The 21,345-nt window shown below is 67.8% G+C and carries 20 protein-coding genes; 12 read left to right on the top strand and 8 right to left on the bottom strand.

Annotated elements, in window-relative coordinates; translation table 11 throughout:
* Window positions 1–2 precede the first annotated feature (2 nt).
* Complete coding sequence (gene astD, locus FRZ32_RS01595; protein ID WP_147041850.1) at window positions 3–1,439, bottom strand: succinylglutamate-semialdehyde dehydrogenase; 1,437 nt, start codon at window positions 1,437–1,439, stop codon at window positions 3–5.
* Window positions 1,436–2,854, bottom strand: coding sequence for a protein adenylyltransferase SelO family protein (locus FRZ32_RS01590; protein WP_147041849.1), 1,419 nt, complete (start codon window positions 2,852–2,854; stop codon window positions 1,436–1,438). Before FRZ32_RS01590 ends, astD begins: the two co-directional genes overlap by 4 nt.
* 36 nt (window positions 2,855–2,890) lie before the next feature.
* Here FRZ32_RS01590 and FRZ32_RS01585 point away from each other — a divergent pair, with 36 nt between their 5' ends.
* The 8 genes from FRZ32_RS01585 (at window position 2,891) to otsA (ending at window position 12,504) form a co-directional block, all read left to right on the top strand.
* Window positions 2,891–3,751, top strand: a complete 861-nt coding sequence (locus FRZ32_RS01585) for an alpha/beta fold hydrolase (protein WP_147041848.1) — start codon at window positions 2,891–2,893, stop codon at window positions 3,749–3,751.
* A gap of 86 nt (window positions 3,752–3,837) precedes the next feature.
* Window positions 3,838–5,055 (top strand): acyltransferase family protein, encoded by a 1,218-nt coding sequence (locus FRZ32_RS01580; RefSeq protein WP_147041847.1) that lies wholly within the window; start codon window positions 3,838–3,840, stop codon window positions 5,053–5,055.
* Between the two features lie 300 nt (window positions 5,056–5,355).
* Window positions 5,356–6,498: a glycosyltransferase gene (locus tag FRZ32_RS01575; protein ID WP_147041846.1), complete on the top strand. Its 1,143-nt coding sequence runs from the start codon at window positions 5,356–5,358 to the stop codon at window positions 6,496–6,498.
* A 60-nt stretch (window positions 6,499–6,558) separates the two neighbouring features.
* Window positions 6,559–7,965, top strand: a complete 1,407-nt coding sequence (locus tag FRZ32_RS01570; protein WP_147041845.1) for an NAD(P)H-dependent flavin oxidoreductase — start codon at window positions 6,559–6,561, stop codon at window positions 7,963–7,965.
* 60 nt (window positions 7,966–8,025) lie between these two features.
* Window positions 8,026–8,511, top strand: coding sequence for an SH3 domain-containing protein (locus tag FRZ32_RS01565; RefSeq protein ID WP_147041844.1), 486 nt, complete (start codon window positions 8,026–8,028; stop codon window positions 8,509–8,511).
* A gap of 68 nt (window positions 8,512–8,579) precedes the next feature.
* Entirely contained in the window at window positions 8,580–9,308 is a 729-nt protein-coding gene (gene otsB / locus FRZ32_RS01560; protein WP_147041843.1) for a trehalose-phosphatase, read from the top strand.
* Entirely contained in the window at window positions 9,305–11,089 is a 1,785-nt protein-coding gene (locus FRZ32_RS01555; protein ID WP_147044283.1) for a glycoside hydrolase family 15 protein, read from the top strand. The genes otsB and FRZ32_RS01555 overlap by 4 nt, the downstream gene beginning before the upstream one ends.
* The gene (otsA, locus tag FRZ32_RS01550; RefSeq protein ID WP_147044282.1) at window positions 11,086–12,504 is read left to right on the top strand and encodes an alpha,alpha-trehalose-phosphate synthase (UDP-forming); all 1,419 of its coding nucleotides are present in this window, start codon (window positions 11,086–11,088) and stop codon (window positions 12,502–12,504) included. The genes FRZ32_RS01555 and otsA overlap by 4 nt, the downstream gene beginning before the upstream one ends.
* Before the next feature lie 48 nt (window positions 12,505–12,552).
* On the opposite strand, the gene FRZ32_RS01545 is transcribed toward otsA, so the two are convergent.
* Window positions 12,553–13,050 carry a glycine zipper 2TM domain-containing protein gene (locus FRZ32_RS01545; RefSeq protein WP_147041842.1) on the bottom strand — a complete coding sequence of 166 codons (498 nt, stop codon included), beginning with the start codon at window positions 13,048–13,050 and terminating at the stop codon, window positions 12,553–12,555.
* Between the two features lie 117 nt (window positions 13,051–13,167).
* On the bottom strand, window positions 13,168–13,521 hold the full coding sequence (locus FRZ32_RS01540; RefSeq protein ID WP_147041841.1) for a hypothetical protein: 354 nt from the start codon (window positions 13,519–13,521) through the stop codon (window positions 13,168–13,170).
* A gap of 192 nt (window positions 13,522–13,713) precedes the next feature.
* Between FRZ32_RS01540 and FRZ32_RS01535 the strand changes: the two genes are divergently transcribed.
* Window positions 13,714–14,205 (top strand): hypothetical protein, encoded by a 492-nt coding sequence (locus FRZ32_RS01535; RefSeq protein WP_147041840.1) that lies wholly within the window; start codon window positions 13,714–13,716, stop codon window positions 14,203–14,205.
* On the opposite strand, the gene FRZ32_RS01530 is transcribed toward FRZ32_RS01535, so the two are convergent.
* Window positions 14,202–14,747 carry a type 1 glutamine amidotransferase domain-containing protein gene (locus tag FRZ32_RS01530; RefSeq protein WP_147041839.1) on the bottom strand — a complete coding sequence of 182 codons (546 nt, stop codon included), beginning with the start codon at window positions 14,745–14,747 and terminating at the stop codon, window positions 14,202–14,204. The genes FRZ32_RS01535 and FRZ32_RS01530 overlap by 4 nt on opposite strands.
* Before the next feature lie 134 nt (window positions 14,748–14,881).
* Between FRZ32_RS01530 and FRZ32_RS01525 the strand changes: the two genes are divergently transcribed.
* Complete coding sequence (locus FRZ32_RS01525; RefSeq protein ID WP_147041838.1) at window positions 14,882–15,844, top strand: DNA topoisomerase IB; 963 nt, start codon at window positions 14,882–14,884, stop codon at window positions 15,842–15,844.
* Between the two features lie 38 nt (window positions 15,845–15,882).
* Complete coding sequence (locus tag FRZ32_RS01520; protein WP_147041837.1) at window positions 15,883–17,046, top strand: mechanosensitive ion channel family protein; 1,164 nt, start codon at window positions 15,883–15,885, stop codon at window positions 17,044–17,046.
* Here the strand turns inward: FRZ32_RS01520 and FRZ32_RS01515 are convergent.
* Both FRZ32_RS01515 and FRZ32_RS15395 read right to left on the bottom strand, forming a co-directional pair.
* Window positions 17,043–18,410 carry a putative O-glycosylation ligase, exosortase A system-associated gene (locus tag FRZ32_RS01515; RefSeq protein WP_147041836.1) on the bottom strand — a complete coding sequence of 456 codons (1,368 nt, stop codon included), beginning with the start codon at window positions 18,408–18,410 and terminating at the stop codon, window positions 17,043–17,045. The genes FRZ32_RS01520 and FRZ32_RS01515 overlap by 4 nt on opposite strands.
* A complete protein-coding gene (locus FRZ32_RS15395; RefSeq protein WP_192901865.1) occupies window positions 18,403–18,540 on the bottom strand; it encodes a hypothetical protein in 138 nt (45 codons plus the stop codon). The genes FRZ32_RS01515 and FRZ32_RS15395 overlap by 8 nt, the downstream gene beginning before the upstream one ends.
* An 89-nt stretch (window positions 18,541–18,629) precedes the next feature.
* On the opposite strand from FRZ32_RS15395, the gene FRZ32_RS01510 reads away from it, so the two are divergent.
* Window positions 18,630–20,375 (top strand): asparagine synthetase B family protein, encoded by a 1,746-nt coding sequence (locus FRZ32_RS01510; RefSeq protein WP_147041835.1) that lies wholly within the window; start codon window positions 18,630–18,632, stop codon window positions 20,373–20,375.
* Here the strand turns inward: FRZ32_RS01510 and FRZ32_RS01505 are convergent.
* Complete coding sequence (locus tag FRZ32_RS01505) at window positions 20,372–21,298, bottom strand: polysaccharide lyase domain-containing protein (protein WP_147041834.1); 927 nt, start codon at window positions 21,296–21,298, stop codon at window positions 20,372–20,374. The two genes, FRZ32_RS01510 and FRZ32_RS01505, sit on opposite strands and share 4 nt — an antisense overlap.
* Between the last annotated feature and the right edge of the window lie 47 nt (window positions 21,299–21,345).

Below are 21,345 nucleotides of genomic sequence, written 5' to 3'. Positions count from 1 at the left end.
GGTTAGCCTTCCAGATTGTTCGCCGCCGCTGACGCCGGATCGGCCAGCCCCACGCCGATCGTCGCGCGTGCCGCCTCCGCCTCCGAACTGGTCACCGGATAGGCGCAATAATCGGCGGCATAATAAGCGCTTGGGCGGTGGTTGCCGGAGAGGCCGATGCCGCCGAACGGGGCGGACGAGGGCGCGCCGTTGGTCGGCTTGTTCCAGTTGATGACGCCGGCCCGCACCGTCGACCAGAAGCGGTCGTAAAGCTCGGGCGCGCCGCCGATCAGGCTGGCGGCGAGGCCGTAGCGGGTCGCATTGGCTTCGGCGAGCGCGGCGTCGAAATCCGGGACGCGGATCATCTGGAGGACGGGGCCGAACAGCTCCGCATCGGGCCGCTTTTCGACATCCGTCACGTCGATGAGCGCCGGGGTGAGGAACGGCTTGTCCGAGACCTTTCGGTCCAGCCGTCGTAATGCGCGCCCGCCCTTGCCCATGAGATCGAGGACATCGGCCTGGAGTCGATCCGCGGCGTCATTGTCGATCACCGGGCCCATATAGGGGGCGGGCGTGGCATGGGGATGATCGACGATCAGGCGATCAAGGATCTTCACGATCGTCTCCGCCAAAGCCTCATGCTCGCCCTCGCGAACGATCAGGCGGCGCGCCGCGGTGCAGCGCTGCCCGGCGGTCATGTAGGCGGACTGGACGACGATCGCGGCGGCGGCGTGGAGGTCCTTGGCGTCCCACACGACGATCGGGTTGTTGCCGCCCATTTCGAGGGCGAGGATCTTGTGCGGCACATCGGCGAACTGGCGGTTGAGGGCGAGCCCCGCGCGCGCCGATCCGGTGAAGAGCAGCCCGTCGAGCCCGGAATGCCCGGCAAGCGCCTTGCCGGTGTCCGCGCCGCCCTGGACGCAGCCGACCACGCCTTCGGGCACGCCAGCCTCGCGGTAGAGGCCGATCAGATATTCGCCGACCGCCGGCGTCTTCTCGCTCGGCTTGAACACGACCGCATTGCCGGCGATCAGCGCCGGGACCATGTGGCCGTTGGGCAGGTGCGCCGGGAAATTATAGGGGCCGAGCACGCCGAGTACGCCATGCGGCTTGTGGCGAACCGCGACGCGCGTTCCCATCGCGCCTTCAAGACGGCGCTGGGCAGTACGATCGGCATAGGCCGCGACCGAGATGTCGACCTTGTTGATGACCGCCTCGGCCTCGGTGCGGGCCTCCCACAGCGGCTTGCCGGTCTCGCGCGCGATGAGGTCCGCAAAGGCGTCGAGCTTGCCTCGCGCCACATTGGCGAAGCGCCGCATCGTCTCCACCCGCACCGAAAAGGGCTTGGAGGCCCAGCCGGACCAGGCGGCGCGCGCGGCCGCGACCGCGGCGTCCACATCGCCGGTCTCCCCGGTCCAGAGCGTCTGGCCGGTGGCGGGTTCGATCGAGATCAGGGTCATGTGTCTTTCTTGGCCCCCCGCCGGGATTTTTCAAGCGCTTCGCCCATCCGGCGCACCGCCGCGACCTTGGCGTGGAGCGCCGACCAGTCATCCGCTTCGTCGATCCGCGACCAGATCGCCTCGACCTCCTCGATATGCATCGAACAGGGCCCGGCGTCGGACCAATAAGGATGATCGAGCGCGCCCGGCGCGGCGATCCGGCGACCGATCAGGTCCCGCACCGCGTCGAAATCGCCATAAAGATCGCTCGGCCCGCGCAGCGATCCGCCGCGCCAATCGAAGAAGAAGCGGTCGATGGTGACGGTCTGGCGGCCCAGCGTCTCCTCGATCGCGGCGACCAGCGCCATGTCCTCCTCCAGATCGCCCGGGACGATGGCGAGGCGGGCGAAGACCGCATCGCGCAGGGCTTCGCGGAAGAGCTGCGGGAATCGTTCGAGCACCGGGGTCAGCACCTCCGCCTCGGCGACCTTGCGAAGCGCGATGGCGAGCTGGACGAGATCCCAGTGGACCGCCTCGGGCTGGCGCGCGAAGGCATAGAGGCCGGCATGGTCGAAATAGGCCGCGGTGAAGCCGCCGTCCCAATAAGGCGTCCAGCGCCACGGACCGTAATCGAAGCTCTCCGCGGTGATGTTGATATTGTCGGAATTGAGCACGCCGTGGACGAAACCGGCCGCGATGTAGGAGGCCGCGAGCCGCGCCGTGCCGGCCGTGGCATGCGCGAGCAAGCGCTGCGGCGCGTCTTCTCCCGCCGCCGTGTCGCCGAAGAAGTTGGCGAGGCAGTAGGCGGCGAGCTTCGCGATATTGTCGCCCTGGTCGAGCGCGGCGAGGCGCTGGAAGGTGCCGATGCGGATATGGCCGTGGCTGAGGCGGACGAGCACGGCGGAGCGGGTGGGGGAGGGCTCGTCGCCGCGCTCGAGCGCCTCCCCGGTCTCGATCAGCGAGAAGGTGCGGCTGGTCTCCACCCCCAGCGCTTCGAGCATCTCGGTCGCGAGCAGCTCGCGCACGGCGCCCTTCAGCGTCAGTCGTCCATCGCCGAAGCGGCTGTAGGGCGTCTGTCCCGATCCCTTGGTGCCGAGATCGAGCAGGCGGCCGCGATCGTCACGCAGCTGCGCGAATAGGAAGCCGCGGCCGTCCCCGATGTCCGGATTGTACACGCGGAACTGGTGGCCATGATAGCGCAGGGCGAGCGGCGCCCCGAGATTGTCGGGAAGCGGCTCGAACCGGGCGAAGTGACGGACCCAGGCCTGATCGTCCAATTCGGCGAGCCCGACCTGGGCGGCGGCGCGATCGTTGCGGAAGCGCAGGATCGCCTGCGGGAAATCGGCCGGCGCGACGGAATCGTAGAAATCCGGTCCCAGCGACAGGATCGCCGGATCCGCCCGATAGCCTGGCTCGGCTTGCGCGCGGCGTGTCATCCGTCGATAGGGAGGGCTGAACGATAGGGGCTTGGCATGGCGGATTGGTCCAATGGCTATTGGGAATCAGGCGACGGCCTCAGGCTCCACTACCGCGATTATGCCGGCCCGGCGAGCCGTCCGCCGATCATCTGCATTCCGGGCCTGACCAGGAACGCGCGCGACTTCGAAGGCGTTGCGGGGCGGCTCGCGGGGCAATGGCGGGTGATCTGCATCGATCTGCGCGGGCGCGGCGAGAGCGCCTATGCCAAGGACCCGATGACCTATGTGCCGGCCGCCTATATCCAGGATATCGACGCGCTGGTGCGCGAGCTGGCGCTGGACCGGTTCGTCCTCATCGGCACGTCGCTGGGCGGCCTGATCACGATGCTGATGGCGATGGCCGACGGCAGCCGGATCGCCGGCGCCCTGCTCAACGATATCGGCCCCGTGATCGAGCCGCGCGGGCTCGATCATATCCGATCCTATGTCGGCCGGCCGCAGAACTGGCCGACCTGGCTTCATGCCGCGCGCGCGCTGCGCGAAAGCCAGGGCGATCGCTACCCCGACTGGGACATCGACCAGTGGCTCGTCTATGCGAAGCGCGTGTGCAAGCTGACGCCGGCGGGGCGGATCGTGCTCGATTACGACATGCGGATCGCCGAACCGTTCAAGCTGGCCAACGACAATGCCTACGACCTGTGGCCCGCCTTCCGGAGCCTCTCCGGCATCCCGACCACATTGGTGCGCGGCGAATTGTCCGACCTGTTGAGCGTCGAGACGGCGAAGCGGATGAAGAAGGAAGTGCCGAAGCTCGCGCTCACCACGGTGCCCCGCGTCGGCCATGCGCCGACGCTCGACGAGCCGGAGTCGGTGGCGGCGATCGACGCGCTGCTCGCGCGGGTTCAGGCGGGTTGACCGGATCGTCCCGCAAAGGGACGCCTGGGGGTTAACCCTGTTTCTCCATCCCCCGTGCGTCGCTTGGCGCGTACAGGCGCGCGGCGATGCACGAAGCCATTGGCGCCCAGGCGAGACGAACGGACCGGATCGAGCGCCATTACGGGCTCGATTGGCTGCGGATCGGCGCGTTCGCGCTGCTCATCCCCTATCATGTCGGCATGTATTTCGCCCCCGGCGGCTGGGTGGTCCACGCCGGCGAGCGGGTGGAATGGATCGATTTCCCGCTCGCGATGATCCGGCCGTGGCGGCTTTGCCTGCTGTTCCTCGTGTCAGGCTATGCCTCACGCGCGTTGCTCGGCAAGCTTGCGAGCCCGGCCGCTTTCGCCCGCGCGCGCAGCGAACGGCTGCTGCTGCCGCTCATCTTCGGCACAGCGATCATCGTCGCGCCGCAGACCTGGGTGCGCGCGGCCCAGGCCGGCTATCCGGGCTCGCTCTGGCAGTTCCTCCTGCACGATCGTTGGACCGCCATGCTGTCGGGGCGATGGAGCCTGGTCGAGCATCTGTGGTTCGTCGATTATCTGTGGGTCTATACGATGGCGCTGGTCGCCGCGATGCTGTGGCTGCCGGCGCGGACCAAGGCCTGGCTCGCGGCGCAGGCCGCGCGGCTCGCGAGCGGGTGGCGCGTCCTGATGGTGCCGCTCGCGCTGGTGGTCCTTGGCCGCCTTTCGATCCTGTTCCTGATCCCGCAGGGCGGCAATGTGCTGACCGACTGGCACGGCCATCTTTCCTACATCCCGCCCTTCCTGTTCGGCTTCGCGCTCGCCGGGACGCCCGCACTGTGGCCTGCGCTGGCGCGCATCGTCCGGCCGGCGATCGCGATCACCATCGCCTGCGCGGTGGTGCTCTGGTGGGCCGAGGCGGCCTGGCCCGAAGGCACGATGCCCGGGCATCTCACCGCAATGCTCATCCTCGCGGCGTCCGCGGCGATGGGGTGGACGATGCCGCTGATCCTCGTCGCGGTCGCGGAGCGCTGGCTGAAGCGCGATCATCCGCTGCGCGCGCCGGCGGCCGAAGCGGTCTTCCCCTTCTATCTCCTGCACCAGACGATCATCGTGTGGGTCGGTTGGGAAATCCGGCCGCTCGGCCTTCCGTTCGCCATTGCCTATCCGCTGCTGCTCGCCGTGACGCTCGCCGCCTGCTTCGCCTTCTATCTGGCGGGCCGCGAAATCGCCTGGCTGCGGCCCTGGATCGGGCTGAGCCCGGCAAGCGCGTCGGCGAGCGAAAGGGTGAAGCGCGCCCAGTTCCTCACGCGCGGATCGTGATCGGTGATCAGCGTCTCGAGCGCGGGCCGGTCCCATGCCCGCGGATCGCGCAGTTGAAGGAGGAGCAGCTTCTGATCGGCCGAGAGCGGTGCGCCGGACTCGCCACTTCTTTCGCATTCTTGCGCGAAGTTGCTGTCACAATTCATGAAATCGGCCATGCGCGCCACCTAGGCCGGGAGACGGACGGGGCAATGGCGGATCGATGGATGACGCCGGCGGGCGACGAACTTCCCTGGATTTTCGAAGACGCCAGCGCGCGGATCGCTGGTTGCCGCGTCGCCGGGCGCGCATAAGAGCTGCATGGCGCCGGTCCGCATCCTTCACTGCCATTCGACCTTCTCGCTCGGCGGCAAGGAAGCGCGCGCGGTGCGGTTGATGAACGCATTCGGCGACGCCGCCGAACATTCGATCCTGTCCGCGATGCCCGATCGGCTCGGCGCGCGCGACGCGATCTCGCCGGACATCCGGGTCTCGTTCCCGACCGGCGCGCCGCCGCTCACGGGGCCGCCGACGCCCCGGCGGCTCTGGCGGCTCGCCAGCTATCTTCGCGGCTTCGATCTCGTGCTCAGCTATAATTGGGGCGCGTTCGATGCGGTGATGGCGCGCCGCCTGTTCGCCGGCCTGGTCCGGCTTCCGCCGCTCATCCACCACGAAGACGGGTTCAACGAGGACGAAGCGGTGCGGCTCGATCCGCGACGCAACCGCTATCGACGCTTCGGCCTTCCGGCAGCGAGGGCGCTGGTCGTGCCTTCGAAGCGGCTCGAAACGGTCGCACGGAGCCATTGGAGCCGTGCGGCGCTTCGCATTCCCAACGGCGTCCCCGTCGCCCGGTTCGCGAGGCCGCCGGAGGCCGGCGCGATCCCGGGCTTCGAGCGCCGGCCGGGGGAAATCGTGATCGGCACCGTCGCGGGGCTTCGCGCGGTCAAGAATCTGCCGCGGCTGGTGCGGGCGGTGGCGGCGATGCGCTCGAAGGACGTGCGGCTCGTCATTGTCGGCGAAGGACCGGAAAGCGACCGGATCGCCGCGGAAGCGGGCGCGCACGGCCTCGGGGCCCGTCTGGTGATGCCCGGGTTCCTGACGGATCCGGCGCGCTGGATCGCGCATTTCGACATTTTCGCGCTGTCCTCCGACAGCGAGCAATTTCCGATCTCTCTGGTCGAGGCGATGGCGGCGGGCCTTCCAGTCGTGGCGACCGCCGTCGGCGATGTGATCGAAATGGTATCGGCGGACAATCGCCCGCTCATCGTCGAGCCGGCCGACGAGGCGGGGTTCACGGCGGCCCTCGACAGCCTCGCCGAGCAAACCGCGCTGCGCCACGCCATCGGCGCCGCCAATCGCGCCACCGCCCGGACCGAGTATGACGAGGCGAAGATGATCGCCGCTTATGCCCGCCTCTATGGCGAAGCGATCGGCCGGCCGGACGCGTTTGCGCCATGCGCATGATCTTTTGCGTGGGCGCGGCTTTGCGCCTATATCCGGCCAATTCGGGTTTTCGGAGGTTTGATGTTCAAGGGTATCAAGCCGATCCTCTATGCGGGGCGCGAAGTGCTGCCGCTGATCGAGGGCGGCAAAGGCGTGGCGGCGACGAACCACATGAGTTCCGGCGCCTGGGCGGCCGCTGGCGGCATCGGGACGGTGTCCGCGGTCAACGCCGACAGCTACGATCCCGAAGGGCGGATCATCCCCCAGATCTATCACGCGCTGACGCGACGCGAGCGGCACGAGGAGCTGATCCGCTATGCCATCGACGGCGCGGTCCAGCAGGTGCAGCGCGCCTACGACATCGCCTCCGGCAGGGGCGCGATCAACATCAACGTCCTGTGGGAAATGGGCGGCGCGCAGCGCGTGCTCCACGGCGTCCTTGAAAAGACCAAGGGGCTGGTCGCCGGCGTCACCTGCGGCGCGGGCATGCCCTACAAATTGTCGGAGATCGCCGCATCCTACGGCGTCAATTATCTGCCGATCATCAGCTCCGCGCGCGCCTTCTCGGCGCTGTGGAAGCGCGCCTATCACAAGGCGGCGGAATGGCTCGGCGCGGTGGTCTATGAGGATCCGTGGCTCGCCGGCGGTCATAACGGCCTGTCCAATGCCGAAGACCCGCTCGCGCCGCAGGACCCCTATCCGCGCGTGAAGGCCCTGCGCGAGACGATGCGCAGCGGCGGCATCGACGACAGCGTGCCGATCGTGATGGCCGGCGGCGTCTGGAACCTCAAGGAATGGAACCACTGGATCGACAATGACGAGCTGGGGCAGATCGCCTTCCAGTTCGGCACGCGGCCCTTGCTCACCAAGGAAAGCCCGATCCCGGACGAATGGAAGGCGCGGCTGATGACGCTGGAGGAAGGCGATGTCCTGCTCCACCGCTTCTCGCCGACGGGCTTCTACTCCTCCGCGGTCCGCAATCCGTTCCTGCGCAATCTGGAGGCGCGCTCGCACCGGCAGATCGCCTTCACCAAGGAGCCGCTGGGCGATCATGCCTTCCAGCTCGACGTCGGCGTCATGGGCAAGAAGAATTACTGGGTGACCAAGGGCGATCTGCTCCATGCGCGCACCTGGTATGCCGAAGGCTATACCGAGGCGCTGAAGACGCCGGACGAGACGCTCGTCTTCGTGACGCCCGAGGAAAAGCACGTCATCCGCAAGGACCAGGCGGACTGCATGGGCTGCCTGTCCCAATGCGGCTTTTCGTCCTGGGCGGACAATGAGAAGAACACGACCGGCCGCCTGGCCGATCCGCGCAGCTTCTGCATCCAGAAGACGTTGCAGGACATCGCCCATGGCGGATCGACCGAGAACAACCTCATGTTCGCCGGTCACGCGGCCTTCCGCTTCAAGAAGGACCCGTTCTATTCAAACGGCTTCGTGCCGACCGTGAAGCAGCTCATGGAGCGGATCCAGACGGGGGATTGATGAGGCCAGTCCGCCTGATCGCGTCCGCACGGCTCGTCGCCGCTCGATGAGGGGGCATCCATGCGCGCAATCCTAACGCCGATCCTGTTGCTCGTGTCGCTGCTGGCCCTGAACGGGGCGAGCGCGCAGCCGCAGCGTCACCCGCCCTATTTCGCGTCGATCTCGGCGGGGCGGGCGATGATGCGGACCGGGCCGGGACAGAATTATCCGGGCACCTGGCTCTACGTGCGGCCGGACCTGCCGATCCGGGTCATCGAAATCTATCAGAACTGGCGGAAGGTCCAGGATCCGGAGGGGACGACCGGCTGGATGCTCGTCAATCTGCTGAGCGACCGGCGCACCGCGATCGTGCGGGGCAGCGCCGCCGCGCCGATGCACGAATCGCCGGATCCGGGCGCGCGGGTGCGTTATCGCGCAGCGCCGGGCGTGGTCGGCCGCGTGTCGCGCTGCGGCGGCGGCTGGTGCCGCTTCGACGTCCATGGCCGCGACGGCTATGTCCGGATCGACTCGCTGTGGGGCGTCGGCCCGGACGAAACGGTCGGCTGAGCCTCCCGCGCGGACCCGCGCGAGCTCAACTTTTGCCGTGATCGCCCTGATTGGCTATCGGCATCCGCATGGCCGATCTCCCTCCGCCGCCGCCCGGGCTGCTCGACGGCGCGGCGCTGTTCCTCGACTTCGACGGCACTTTGGTCGAACTCGCCGAGACCCCGGACGCCATCCACGTCCCGGCTGAGCTTGGCGCGACGCTGGCCCGGCTCAAGGCGCGGCTCGGCGGCCGCATCGCCATCGTCAGCGGCCGCTCGATCGAGGATCTCGAAACGCATCTCCCGCGGCCCGCCATCGCCTTTTCCGGATCGCACGGACTCGAAATCCGGCTTGCCGGCGGCGATGCGCTGCCGCTCAGCCTCCCGGTCGGGCTCGACCCGCGCATCGCGGTCGAAGTCGCCGCGTTCGCCGACGCCCGGCCCGGCCTGCTGGCGGAGGCGAAGCCGCTCGGCGTGGCGCTTCATTATCGGCTGGCGCCGGGCGAGGCGGACGCCGTCGCGCGCTTCATGGAGGGCGTGGCCCGCCGGCACGATCTGCGGGTTCAGCACGGCAACATGGTGGTGGAGCTGAGGCCCGAGGGCGCGACCAAGGGCGATGCGGTGCGCGCGTTCATGTCGGAACCGATCTTCGCCGATGCGCGTCCTGTGTTCGTGGGCGACGACCTGACCGACGAGCATGGCTTCGAGGCCGCCGCCGGCCTCGGCGGAGCGGGCGTGCTGGTGGGACCGGCGCGGCCGACCGCGGCTGCCTATCGCCTGGGCTCGGTCGCGGCGGTGGCGCGGTGGCTGAACCAGTGACCAATCTCGATCTGTGGCCCATCGGCAATTGCCAGGTCAGCGCGCTGATCGATCGCGAGGGCGGCTTCGTTTGGGCCTGCCAGCCGCGCGTCGATGGCGATCCGATGTTCTGCTCGCTCCTCGAACCGCAGGGGACGGACAGGCGCGGCACTTGGCGGATCGTGCTCGAAGGACAGGTCTCCGCCGAGCAACGCTATTTCAAGAACACGCCGATCCTCGCCACCCGCCTCACCGACAGGGATGGCGGTGTCGCGGAAATCTACGATTTCTGCCCGCGCTTCGAACGGTCCGGGCGCATGTACCGCCCCGTCGCCTTCGTCCGCATCGTTCGGCCGATCGCCGGCGCGCCGCGCCTTCGGGTGCTGCTCAATCCCGCGACCGACTGGGGTGCGGCGGATGCGGAGCGGACCAACGGCACCAATCATGTTCGCTACCTGCTGAAGCCACAGCCGCTCAGGCTCACCACCGACGCGCCCGTGATGCACGTCCTCGACGGCCGCCCCTTCCGCCTGGAACAGGCTCTCCATTTCTTCCTGGGTCCGGACGAGCCATTCGTCGGCAACCTCACTCAGGTGCTGTCGGGCATGCTGCACCAGACCGCGGATCACTGGCGCGAATGGGTGCGCGGGCTCGCGGTGCCGCTGGAATGGCAACGCGTCGTCATCCGCGCCGCGATCGCGCTGAAACTGTGCCAGCATGAGGAAACCGGCGCGATCGTCGCGGCGCTGACCACCTCGATCCCGGAGGCCCCTCACTCCGGGCGCAACTGGGATTATCGCTACTGCTGGATCCGCGACGCTTATTATACTGTGCAGGCGCTCAACCGGCTCGGCGCGCTCGACGTGCTGGAGGGCTATCTGTCCTACCTGCGCAACATCGTCGACGAGGCGAAGGACGGGCATATCCAGCCGCTTTACGCCGTTTCGGGCGAGCCCCGCCTGGAAGAGCGCCAGGCCGATGCGCTGAGCGGTTATCGCGGCATGGGCCCGGTGCGGATCGGCAATGCCGCCTACACCCAGATCCAGCACGACGCTTATGGCCAGATCGTGCTGTCGAACACACACGCCTTCTTCGACGAGCGCCTGTTCCGGGCGCCGACGGAGGACGATTTCACCTCGCTCGAACGGGTCGGGACGCTCGCCTGGGAGCGGCATGACCAGCCCGATGCGGGGCTGTGGGAGCTGCGTACCCGCACCGCCGTCCACACCTACAGCGCGGTGATGAGCTGGGCGGCGTGCGACCGGCTGGGCAATATCGCGGAGCGGCTCGGGCTGGGCGAGCGCGCGCGCGTGTGGCGTCGCCGCGCGACGTCGATCCGAAAGCGCATCGAAAGTCGGGCCTGGGTGGAGAGCGATCAACGCTTCGGCGCGACCTTCGATGGCGAGGAACTGGACGCGAGCCTGCTTCAGCTGCTCGACATGCGCTTCCTCGACGCGTCCGACCCGCGATTCATCAACACCTTCAACGCTGTCGAAAAGGGGCTTCGGCGCGGCGATTCGATGCTTCGCTACGCCTCCGAAGATGATTTCGGCCTGCCCGAGACGGCGTTCAATTTCTGCACGTTCTGGTTCATCGAGGCGCTCCATCTCGTCGGTCGCCACGAAGAAGCGCGTGCGCTGTACATGAAGACGCTGGCACGGCTGACCCCGGCGGGCCTGCTTTCCGAAGACAGCGATTTCGACAGCGGCGAACTGTGGGGCAACTATCCGCAGACTTATTCGCTTGTCGGACTCATCAATTGTGCGAGCCTGCTCTCGCGACCCTGGAGTTCGATCCGTTGAGCCGCCTCATCGTCATTTCCAATCGCGTTTCCACCCCCAAGCCGCGAAGCAGCGGCGGCGCGCAGGGCGGGCTTGCCGTCGCCCTCGCCGCGGCCTTGAGGGAATCGCGCGGGCTGTGGTTCGGCTGGTCCGGCGAAACCGCCGAGGAGTTCACCGGCCAGATCAACATGCAGCGGGTCGATGGGGTCACCACCGCGACGGTCGACCTCGAGGAGCAGGACGTCGACGAATATTATAACGGCTATGCCAACCGGACGCTGTGGCCGCTCTTTCACTACCGCATCGACCTTGCCGAATATGATCGGAGCTTCGGCTCGGGCTACGAGCGGGTGAACCAGCGCTTCGCCGAGACCGTCGCGCCGCTGATCGAGCCCGACGATCTCGTCTGGGTGCACGATTACCATCTCGTCCCGCTCGGCCAGCAGCTGCGCCGACGAGGGCTCAAGAACCGGATCGGCTTCTTCCTTCACATCCCCTGGCCGCCCCAGCGGCTGATGGTTTCGCTGCCGTTCCACGAGCGGCTCGTCCGATCGATGCTCGATTACGACCTGATCGGCTTGCAGACCGAAGAGTGGCTGGAGAGCTTCCACCATTATGTCACGCGCGAGCTCGGCGGCACGGTCGAGCCCGACGGCACGATCGAGATCGACGGCCGGCGGGTGAAGACGGGGGCCTTTCCGATCGGCATCGACCCGGAGGAGTTTCGCGCCGCACTCGCCACCGACGAGGCGCGCCAGGCCTATGACACGCTGAAGCGCAGCGCCGAGCATCGCAAGATGATCATCGGCGTCGATCGGCTCGATTATTCCAAGGGTCTTGCCGAGCGGTTCCACGGCTACCGCCGCTTCCTCGAGGAGCATCCGGACTGGAGCGGCCGGGTGTCGTTCCTGCAGATCGCGCCGCCATCACGCGGCGAGGTCCACACCTACGCCCATATCCGCGAGGATCTCGACCAGCTTTCGGGGCGGATCAATGGCGCCTTCGCCCATGTCGATTGGGTTCCGATCCGCTACGTGAACCAAGGCTATCCGCGTGCCGGGCTCGCCGGCTTCTACCGCGCGTCCGACATCGGGCTCGTCACCCCGTTGCGCGACGGCATGAACCTGGTCGCCAAGGAATATGTCGCGGCCCAGGATCCGGATGATCCGGGCGTTCTCATCCTCTCGCGCTTCGCCGGGGCGGCGCATCAGCTCGGGGAGGCCTTGCTCGTCAATCCGTACAGCAAGGATGAGCTCAGCGATGCGATCCACGCGGCACTCAGCATGGAGCGCACGGAGCGGATCCGTCGGTGGGAAAAGCTGATCGAAGCCGTGAACCGGGACGACGTCGGCAGCTGGCTTCGCGGCTTCGTGGAGGTCCTGCGCGGCGAGCGCACACACGCCCCGGCCGAGCCAGCGATACCTGAGACCGCCTGAAACCGGCCCGGTTCCGATCGAACCGGGCCGATCCGGGCCGCCACCGCGCTAGCGGCAGCGCATCTCCTGGCTGTTCTGTTCGACGGAGCGGCCGAGCAGGGCGCCGAGGGCGCCGCCGATCAGCGTGCCGCCGGTGCGATGGCGCCCGCCGTCGATGACGTTGCCGAGAATGCCGCCGGCAGCCGCGCCGACGATCAGGCCGGTGGTGCCGTCGCTGCGCCGGCAATAATAGCGCCCGTCCGATCCGCGATAGACATAGTCGTCGCGGGTGAGCGTCCGCTCCTGATAGCGCGGGTCGTCCCGATAATAGCGAGCCGCATCATAATCGGTCGCATAGGGATCACGTCCGCGATCGTCGTAGCGGCCGCGCGCGACGGCCGCGTCGTAGAGCTCGCGCTCGTGCTGATAGATGGCGCGCTCATTCTCGAAGCGGCGCTGCGCCTGCTCCCACCGTGCCTGCTCGGCCCGGCTCTGCGCCATTGCCGGCGCGGCAAGCACGGGCGCCGCCGCAGCCATTGCGATGGCCAGAAACTTGATGGTCCTCATTCCCCAATCTCCTCCGTTACGCTTCAACAATCTGACACGCCCCCGGAACGAAGTGAAGGCGCGCCGCCGTGCCGTTCAGCGCACCGGCGCACCAACGGTTCCGCTCGGCCCGTTTCCTCAGCGCGGCCGCACGACCACCCACCCGATTCCACGACGCTCAATGACCGCGGTATTCCACGTATGGGCGATCCCGCCGCGCTCGTACCGGATCGTCAGCGTGCAGCCATCAAGGCGCGCGGCGGCGAACCGGGCGCCGGGCAATCGTTCGCCCGGCATGATGACGTCGGTCGCCTGAAAGGGTTGGCCCCGTTCGGCCATCCGCACGCCGAGCGCGGCCATCGCTCCGCGCGGCACATCGGCCATGCGCTGATAGACGTGCGTCCCGCGAAGCGTGCAGGAAGGGCGATCGGTGCCGGCAGCGGCGGCCGGCGCGGCGGCAAGGGCGAGGCCCGCGAAAATGATGAGGCGCATGTCCATTCCGCTCCTGGAAAAAGGGACTGCGCGCGGGTGCGTGAACCGAGCGTGAATCTTTCGTCGACGGTTCGGCCGGCTTCGTCGCGCGACCGCGCCTCCATCGAATCCTCGACTGTATTAGTCGCGCAACACTCCATCTGTGGCCACGGGCCGGTAGGAGCCCGCCCAATGACTGGAGGAGACGTAGGAATGTTGTTTCATCTGTCGATCGACGCCGACGAGCCCCGGCACGTCGCCGAGGTGCTGGCCGAGATCATGGGCGGCGAGGCGCTGCCCTTTCCGTCGGTGATCGAAGGGTCGTGGGTGGCGCTGTCGGGCGACGCGCGCGGCACCATGATTGAAGTCTATCCGCGCGGGACCGAGCTGATGATCGCCAAGGGCGACGCCGATGCGTTCGGCCAGATCAACCCGGCCGCCAGCCGCCGCAGCCCCGTCCACTTCGCGCTCGCGACCAGCCTGTCGTTCGAGGACGTGTTTGCGATCGGCGCGCGCGAGGGCTGGACGGTCAAGTACCGCAAGCGGGGCGGCGCCTTCGGCGTGATCGAGCTGTGGGCCGAGGATTGCCGGATGATCGAGGTCCTGACCGAGGAAATGCAGACCGAATATCTCGACACGATCACGATCGACAACTGGCGCCGGATGCTCGCGGCGGGCGGCGCGGAGATGCCGGCCGCCGCCTAGACGGGGACGCTCGCCGGCGCCTTTTCGACCAACGAGATGAAGGCGCCGGTGAAGGCCGGAATGTCGTCAGGATTGCGGCTGGTGACGAGGTTGCCGTCCACCACCGCCTCGCGGTCCACCACTTGGGCGCCGGCGTTCCTGAGGTCCGTCCTGACCGACGGCCAGCCCGTCACGGTGCGCCCGCGAACCGCGTCCGCCTCGACGAGCAGCCAGGGGCCGTGGCAGATCGCGCCGACCGGCTTTTCCGCGGCCATGAAGGCGCGGACCAGCCCGACCGCCTCGGGGATCGTCCGCAGCTTGTCCGGATTCTTGGTGCCGCCGGGGAGCATCAGCGCGTCGAAATCGTCGGCGCGGACCGCGTCGATGCGCGCGTCGGCCGCGATCCTCGCTCCCTTGTCCCCCGCAATCTCGCGCGCTTCGGGCGCGGCGAGGACGACATGCGCGCCGGCGTCGATCAGGCGGCGGCGCGGCTCGAGCAGCTCGCTGTCCTCGAACCCGTCGGTGGCGAGGATCAGGACTCGCGATTGCGAAATTGGCGGCATCTCATGTCTCCGTAAGCAAAGGGAAAATGGGTCGGGCCCGCCGGTTGAACCGACGCGCGACGGGCCCGTTCCGGAACGAAGCGCCAGGCCGGGGCATTGTGCCGCCATTCCGACGAGGGACGCGCCGCGCCACCATGATCCGCCTCAGTGACGACACCAAGCCCGGCATCACCCGACGTCGGCGCGGGCGCTATTGGCAATATTTCGACGCGAAGGGGGAGCGGATCGCCGACCGGGCGGAGATCGATCGGCTGAACGCCATCGGCATGCCGCCCGGCTATCGCGATTGCTGGTTCTGCCCGGATCCCGACGGGCATATCCAGGCGGTCGGCTATGACGACAAGGGCCGAAAGCAATATCGCTACCATCTCGGCTACCGGGAGCGGCGCGAGCGCAGGAAGTATCGACGGCTCGCCGATTTCGGCGCGGCCTTGCCGAAGCTGCGCCGCAAGGTCGCCGCCGATCTTCAGGGCAAGACGACCGATTGCGCGACCGTCGTGGCGGCCGTCGTCCGGCTGATCGACGAAACCTGCATTCGCGTGGGCAACGAGGATTATGCGCGCGCCAACAAGAGCTTCGGCGCGACGACCCTGCGCAACCGCCACGCCACCGTCGCCGGCGCGACGCTGCATATCCGCTTTCCCGGCAAGCACGGGATCACGCATGAGATCGAGGTCACCGATCGCCGGCTGGCCAGGATCGCGGCGAAGACCCGCGCCCTGCCGGGCCAGCATCTGTTCGAGTATCTTGACGAGGCAGGCCAGCCCTGTCCGGTGCGATCCGATGATGTGAATTCCTATATCCGCGAGGCGACGGGCGGCGATTTCACCGCCAAGGATTTCCGCACATGGGGCGCGAGCGTGACCGCCTTCGCCGCGCTCGCGACGACCGCGAAGGGGATCAAGGGAATGGTCGCGCCGGTCGCCGAACGGCTCGGCAACACCCCGGCGATCGCGCGCAAATCCTATGTTCACCCGGCCCTGATCGAGGCGGCGAAGGCGGGCGAGGCGGATGCGCTTCCCCCGCTGCCGCGCGCGACCCGCTACCTGAGCCGGGCCGAGCGCGGTCTCATCGATTTTCTGAACGCCGCCGCCTGAGGTGGCCGGGCGCTTCCTGCCGCGCTAGAGGATCACGAATGAGCCAGCCGACCCGCAATGCGATCAAGCTTCCCGGCCACCTTGACCAGCAGGCCGGCAACCTGCTGCACGACACGCTCGACTGGATGGTGAGCAACAGCATCAACATCGCGATCGCGGTGGCCGTCGCGATCGGCATCGCCGCGCTCCTGTTCGCGCTTCGCACGCTCGGCTGCCGGCTGATCGAGCGGAGCAAGGGCGGCGATCTTTCCTGGCGGGTCACGTTCGCCCGGACGCTGGCGCGCACCGGCACGTTCTTCATCGTCATGGCGTCGGCCGAGCTCGTGGCCGAACATGCCGCGACCCCGCCGTCCTTGCTGAGCGTCATCCACGTCCTGTTCGTGATCGCCTTTGCGATGCAGGCCGCATTGTGGGCGCGCGAGCTGGTTCTCGGCTATGTCGAACACCGCGTCGGCGACCGCGACGAGGGCAGCGGCCTCGGCTCCGCCATCGGCATCATCCGGCTGCTCGTGTCTGTCGCGCTGTTCGCGATCGCGATCGTGGTGATCCTCGACAATCTCGGCATCAATGTCACCGGCCTTATCGCGGGCCTCGGCATCGGCGGCATCGCCATCGGCCTCGCCGCGCAGGGCATCTTTTCCGATCTCTTCGCCGCGCTTTCGATCCTGTTCGACAAGCCGTTCCGGCGCGGCGAGACGATCACGTTCGGCAGCACCACCGGCACCGTCATGGCGATCGGCCTCAAGACGACGCGCATCCGTTCGGTCGGCGGCGAGGAAGTCGTGATGTCCAACGCCAAGCTGCTCGATCAGCAGATCCAGAACTGGGCGGTGATGGAGCGGCGGCGGGTGCTGATGAATTTCGGGGTCATCTACCAGACCCCGCCCGAAATGCTCGCCAGGATCGGGATGGAGCTGAAGGAGATTATCGAGGCGCAGCCATTGGCGACGTTCGATCACTGCCAGCCCTATCAGTTTGCGGCCTCGTCGATCGATTATGAGCTGGTCTTCTTTATCGAGACGCCGGCGGGGAGCGATCTCGTCGCCGTCCGGGCGGCGGTGATGCTGGCCATGGTGCGGAAATTCGCCGAGCTGGGGATCGAGTTCGCCTATCCGGCCCAGACGACCTTTACCGCCGCGCCGGACGGCCGGCTCATCATGCCCTATCCGGCCGCGGGCGGGCCCGACGCGAACGGCGGCTAGGCCGCGCCCGCGGAGGCACCCGGCAGAGGCGGAGCAGGGGCGAAGCCCTGGCGTGCGCGTCCCGCTTTCTCCCGCTTCGCGAGCCAGTTGTCGAAGCCCATCTGAACGCCGATCACGAGCCATCCGAATGGCTGGAACGCCGTCTGCACGAAGGCGCCGCCCAGCAGATAGATGAGATGGAAATGCTGGAGCGCGGTGGCGAGCGGGGCGGCCCAGGGAAGGTCGTCCCGCCGGCGATAGCGACGGCGGATGGTCTCCATTCGCACCAGACCGATCAGGTGGATGGCGAGGAAGATCGCGAGCCCCGGCCAGCCCTGTTCGCCAAGCATCTCGAAATAGGAGCTGTGCCAGGCCCGGCCCGCATCCTCGACCGTGCGCGAATCGATGCTCTCGACCGCGCCGCTCGCCTGCGCATCGGTGAGGTTCACCTGCACCCGGTTCTGGCGATAGGCGCCAAAGCCGCCGCCGAAGGGATGATCCTTCACATAATCGAGCGTCCAGCCCCACACGGCGAGTCGGGTGCCGGCGGATTGATCGCCCTGATAGCCCTCGATCGTCTGCATCCGGCTGGTGAAGCTCGATGGCAGAAGCGGGATGGCGCAAAGGCCGAGCGTGCCGAGGAGGGCGATATAGAGGAACCGTCGCTTGACCTCCCGGAGCATCAGCACCGCGAGCAAGGCAATGCAGACGAGGCCCGTGCGCGCCTCCGTTCCGACGGGGATCAGCAGGCAGGCGAAGATGAGGCCGGCGCCGAACGCCTTCACCCGCCAATCCGGCGGGAAGATCGTGCCGTGGCTCATCAGCCACCAGATGATCGGGATGAGCGCGACCGAGACGGTCGAGATGATCGAGCTTTCGTAAAGGCCGCTATTGTTGTCGACCATGAGATTGAGCACGCCATAGCCGCCGCCCGACAGCACCGTCTTGATCCCGCCGGTGATGATGATCGAGGCGGCCGAAAGGGTGAGGAAGAGGAGGGTCGCCTCGATCCGAAGCCGCGTTCGCAAGGTGAAGGGAAGGAACACCGCGAAGGCGACCGCCTTCCACGCCCAATCCCACTTCACCGCCGCCTCGACCGGGAAATCGGCATGGAGCGTGGTCACCCCGGCATAAGCGAGCATCAGCAGCATCAGCCCCTGCCGCATCGTGAAGCGAAGGCCGTCCTTCCTGTCCGCGATCAGCCAGGCGCCCATCGCCAGCGCCGCAAGGATCAGCGAGAGCGGGATGCGGTTGAGCAGGAACCAGGAGAGGCGCTGCGGCGAAACCGTGTCGACATAGATATAGGCGAGCGTGAACAGGAACGGCCGCCGCAGGGCGACCGCAAGCAACGCGACCAGATAGCCGAGCAGGAAAAGATCACGCATCGCGGCCCGACCAGGTCGGCTTCGTGCCGGCCCCCGCATCGTCGTCGTCGAGATCGGGGCGCGAAAGCAGGCGCCAGGCGGCAAGCAGCATCAGCCCATGGCTCAGGAAGAGCGCAAAGCTGTCGATCATGCCCTTCTTCCTCGCCGCGTCTCTGGAAACCGGGCTGATAGGCCCGCGCGGTTGACGCGGCGTTAAGCCTGGCCGGTTAGGGCGCGGGCATGGCCGGGTTGTTCCTCGTCTCGACGCGCGATCGCGAGTTCGCCGAGTCCGCGCTGGCGGGGGCGCGGCGGCAGTTCGCGCTGCACGGCTTTTCGGGGCTGAGCGAACATGCGTGGCCCGGCTGGCGGCTGATCCATGCGCCCTTCATCCTCGGCGGGCCGGAGAGCCTGCTGGCAAGGGGCGACGATCTGGTCGCGGTGGCGGGGACGCTGAGCTGCGACGGGCAATTCGGGCAGCCGGCGCTGGAGGCGTTGCTCGCCATGGCGGATGCCCCGGATTGGAGCCGGATCGGCGGGCAGTTCGTGGCTTTGGTCCGCGCGCAGGGGCGAACGCGCCTGTTCACCGACTTTTTCGGCGCCTTCCAGCTGTTCCACGATGCGGAGCGACGGGTTTTTTCGACCTCTTTGCTGTCGGCAATCGAGGCGCTGCCCAACGTCTCCTTCGATCCGCAGGGCGTCTATGAATTCGCGTTCAACGTCGTGCCGGTCGGGGACGATACGGTGTTCGCCGAGTTGAAGACGCTCGGGCCGGATCGGGTGGCCGAGCCCTCCCCGGACGGGGTGCGGCTGCACGACGCGGCCAAGCCGCTTCCCGAGGCGACGTGCGAGATGCCGCTGCTCGATCGGCTCGCCATCCATCGCGACCGGCTCCTGTCGGTGGTGGGGCCTTACGCGCAGGCGTTCGAGGGGCGGATCTTCTGCCCCATCTCCGGGGGGCTCGATTCGCGGCTTGCGCTAGCGGCGCTCAAGGCCTGCGGCGTGATGCCGAGCCTCTATGTCTATGGCGGAGCCGAGAGCGCCGACGTTCGCATCGGGCGCGAGATCGCGGCGGGCGAGGGCGCGGCGATCGAGTGGCTCGACAAGGAAGGGTGGCGCGAGGTCGCGCCCGACGCCTTCCCGGATCAGGTCGAGGCCAATTTCCACGCCTATGACGGTTTGCCCAATTATGGCGAATTGTTCGAAAATGGCGCCAACGCCTTCGCCCGCGAGGCGCGGCACCAGGACGGCGCGCTTTCGGTTTCGGGCGGCTGCGGCGAGGTCTATCGCAATTTCTTCTTCCTGCCGGATCGGCCCTTGAGCGCCGCTGCGGTCGCGCGGACCTTCTTCGCGCGCTATGCCAGAAGCGACGTGACGGCTGCGTTCGACGAACGCGCCTTCCTGCGCGGCATCGAGGACAAGATGCTGGCGGCGCTCGGCCGGCCCGGCTTTCGGGGAAAGCTTCCCCGCGCGCTGATCGAGCAGGTCTATCCGCGGGTGCGCTGCCGGGCGCTGTTCGGACGCGAGATCAGCCTGGAGGCACGCTACGGCCCCTATCTGATGCCGTTCCTCGATCATCGCGTCGCGGCCGAGGCGGCTCGGCTGCCGCTGGCGCTCAAGAATGCCGGGCGGTTCGAGGCGGCGCTGCTGAATGCGATCAGCCCGCGGCTCGCCAGCTACCCTTCCGCCTATGGCCACGATTTCACCGGCCCGCCCGGCGCCGCGCACCGCCGCGCCGAATTCCTCACCCGGATCCGGCCGACCATGCTCCGCCGCTACAGCTACGCGCTGCGGCGGCGGATGGGGCCGGTGGCGGACGAACATGGCGGGCTTCTCTCGCCCGATTATATGGGCCGGGTCGTCGATCTCGATTTTCCCGCCATGCGCCGCTTCTTCCGGACCGGGCGGATCGGCGACAGCGGCATGATGCGGCGGATCGCCAATCTCGAATATCTTGCGGCGAAGCTTGGATCGAAGCTGGCGCCTTAGTGGTGCGTCAGCTCGCTGATCCCGCTGGCGAGCCGGTTGCCACGGAGGACGAGGGGGTCGTTCACCCATTCGCCGACGAAGCTGGTGCGCCATTCGAAGCCGGGCGCCAGCGTCGCGACATTGTTTTCGATGACCAGGCCGGCGGACGGGCGTTCCGCGCCTTCGGCGGCGACGGCGATCAGCGTGCCGTAATTTTCCTTGCCGGTGCCCTGGACGAAGGCGTTGCCGGCGATCCGGCCGGTCGCGCCGTTGGGCAGATCGATCATGTAGTTGGTGTCGCGGCCCTGGCTGTCGTCGAAACTCGAATCGGTCACCTCGATCCGCGCCGCACGGCTCTTGACGTAATGGCCGCCGGTGCCGCGCTCGAAGCGTGAATTGGTGACGATGAGCGCGCCATAGCCGCCGACATAGAGCGAATGCGCGCCGTTGCCGTCGGGATGGCGGCCGAGGCCGGCGAAGGTCGAATGATCGATCCGGATCGTGCCGCGCGGATCGTTGGCGGAGAGGATGCCGCACTGGCCGTTCATGAACATCGTCTCGGAAACGTCGAGATCGCCCTGCTCGATGCGGATGCCGGCGCCATTGCCGTCGGGCACGCGCAGATTGCGGAAGACGAGCCCTTCCACCCGCGCGCCGCGCCCGCGCAGCACAAGCGCCGCCTTGCCCTCGCAGGTCGTGCCCTCGAAGATCGCGCTTCCCGGCTCGGCGGCGACGAAGGCGATCTGGCCGGCCTCCTGCACCGCGCACTGGGCGTAGCGGCCCGGTGCGATGCGGATCGTGCCGGAGCCGTCGCCGATCGCCGCCACCGCAGCCTGGAGCTCGGAAAAGCTGCGGCCCGTTTCGACGACGGTGAACGGGCCCGTGCCCTGCGCCCCGGCAGGAGCGGAGAGGGCAAGAAGGAGGATGGCGAGGCGGCGCTTCATGGCCTGCGGAATACAGGATCGCGGTTGACGCCGCAGCCCGGTTGACA

This window comes from Sphingosinicella ginsenosidimutans (genome assembly GCF_007995055.1).
In the GTDB taxonomy this organism is placed as follows: domain Bacteria; phylum Pseudomonadota; class Alphaproteobacteria; order Sphingomonadales; family Sphingomonadaceae; genus Allosphingosinicella; species Allosphingosinicella ginsenosidimutans.
This window is presented reverse-complemented; position numbering and strand designations above follow the sequence as displayed.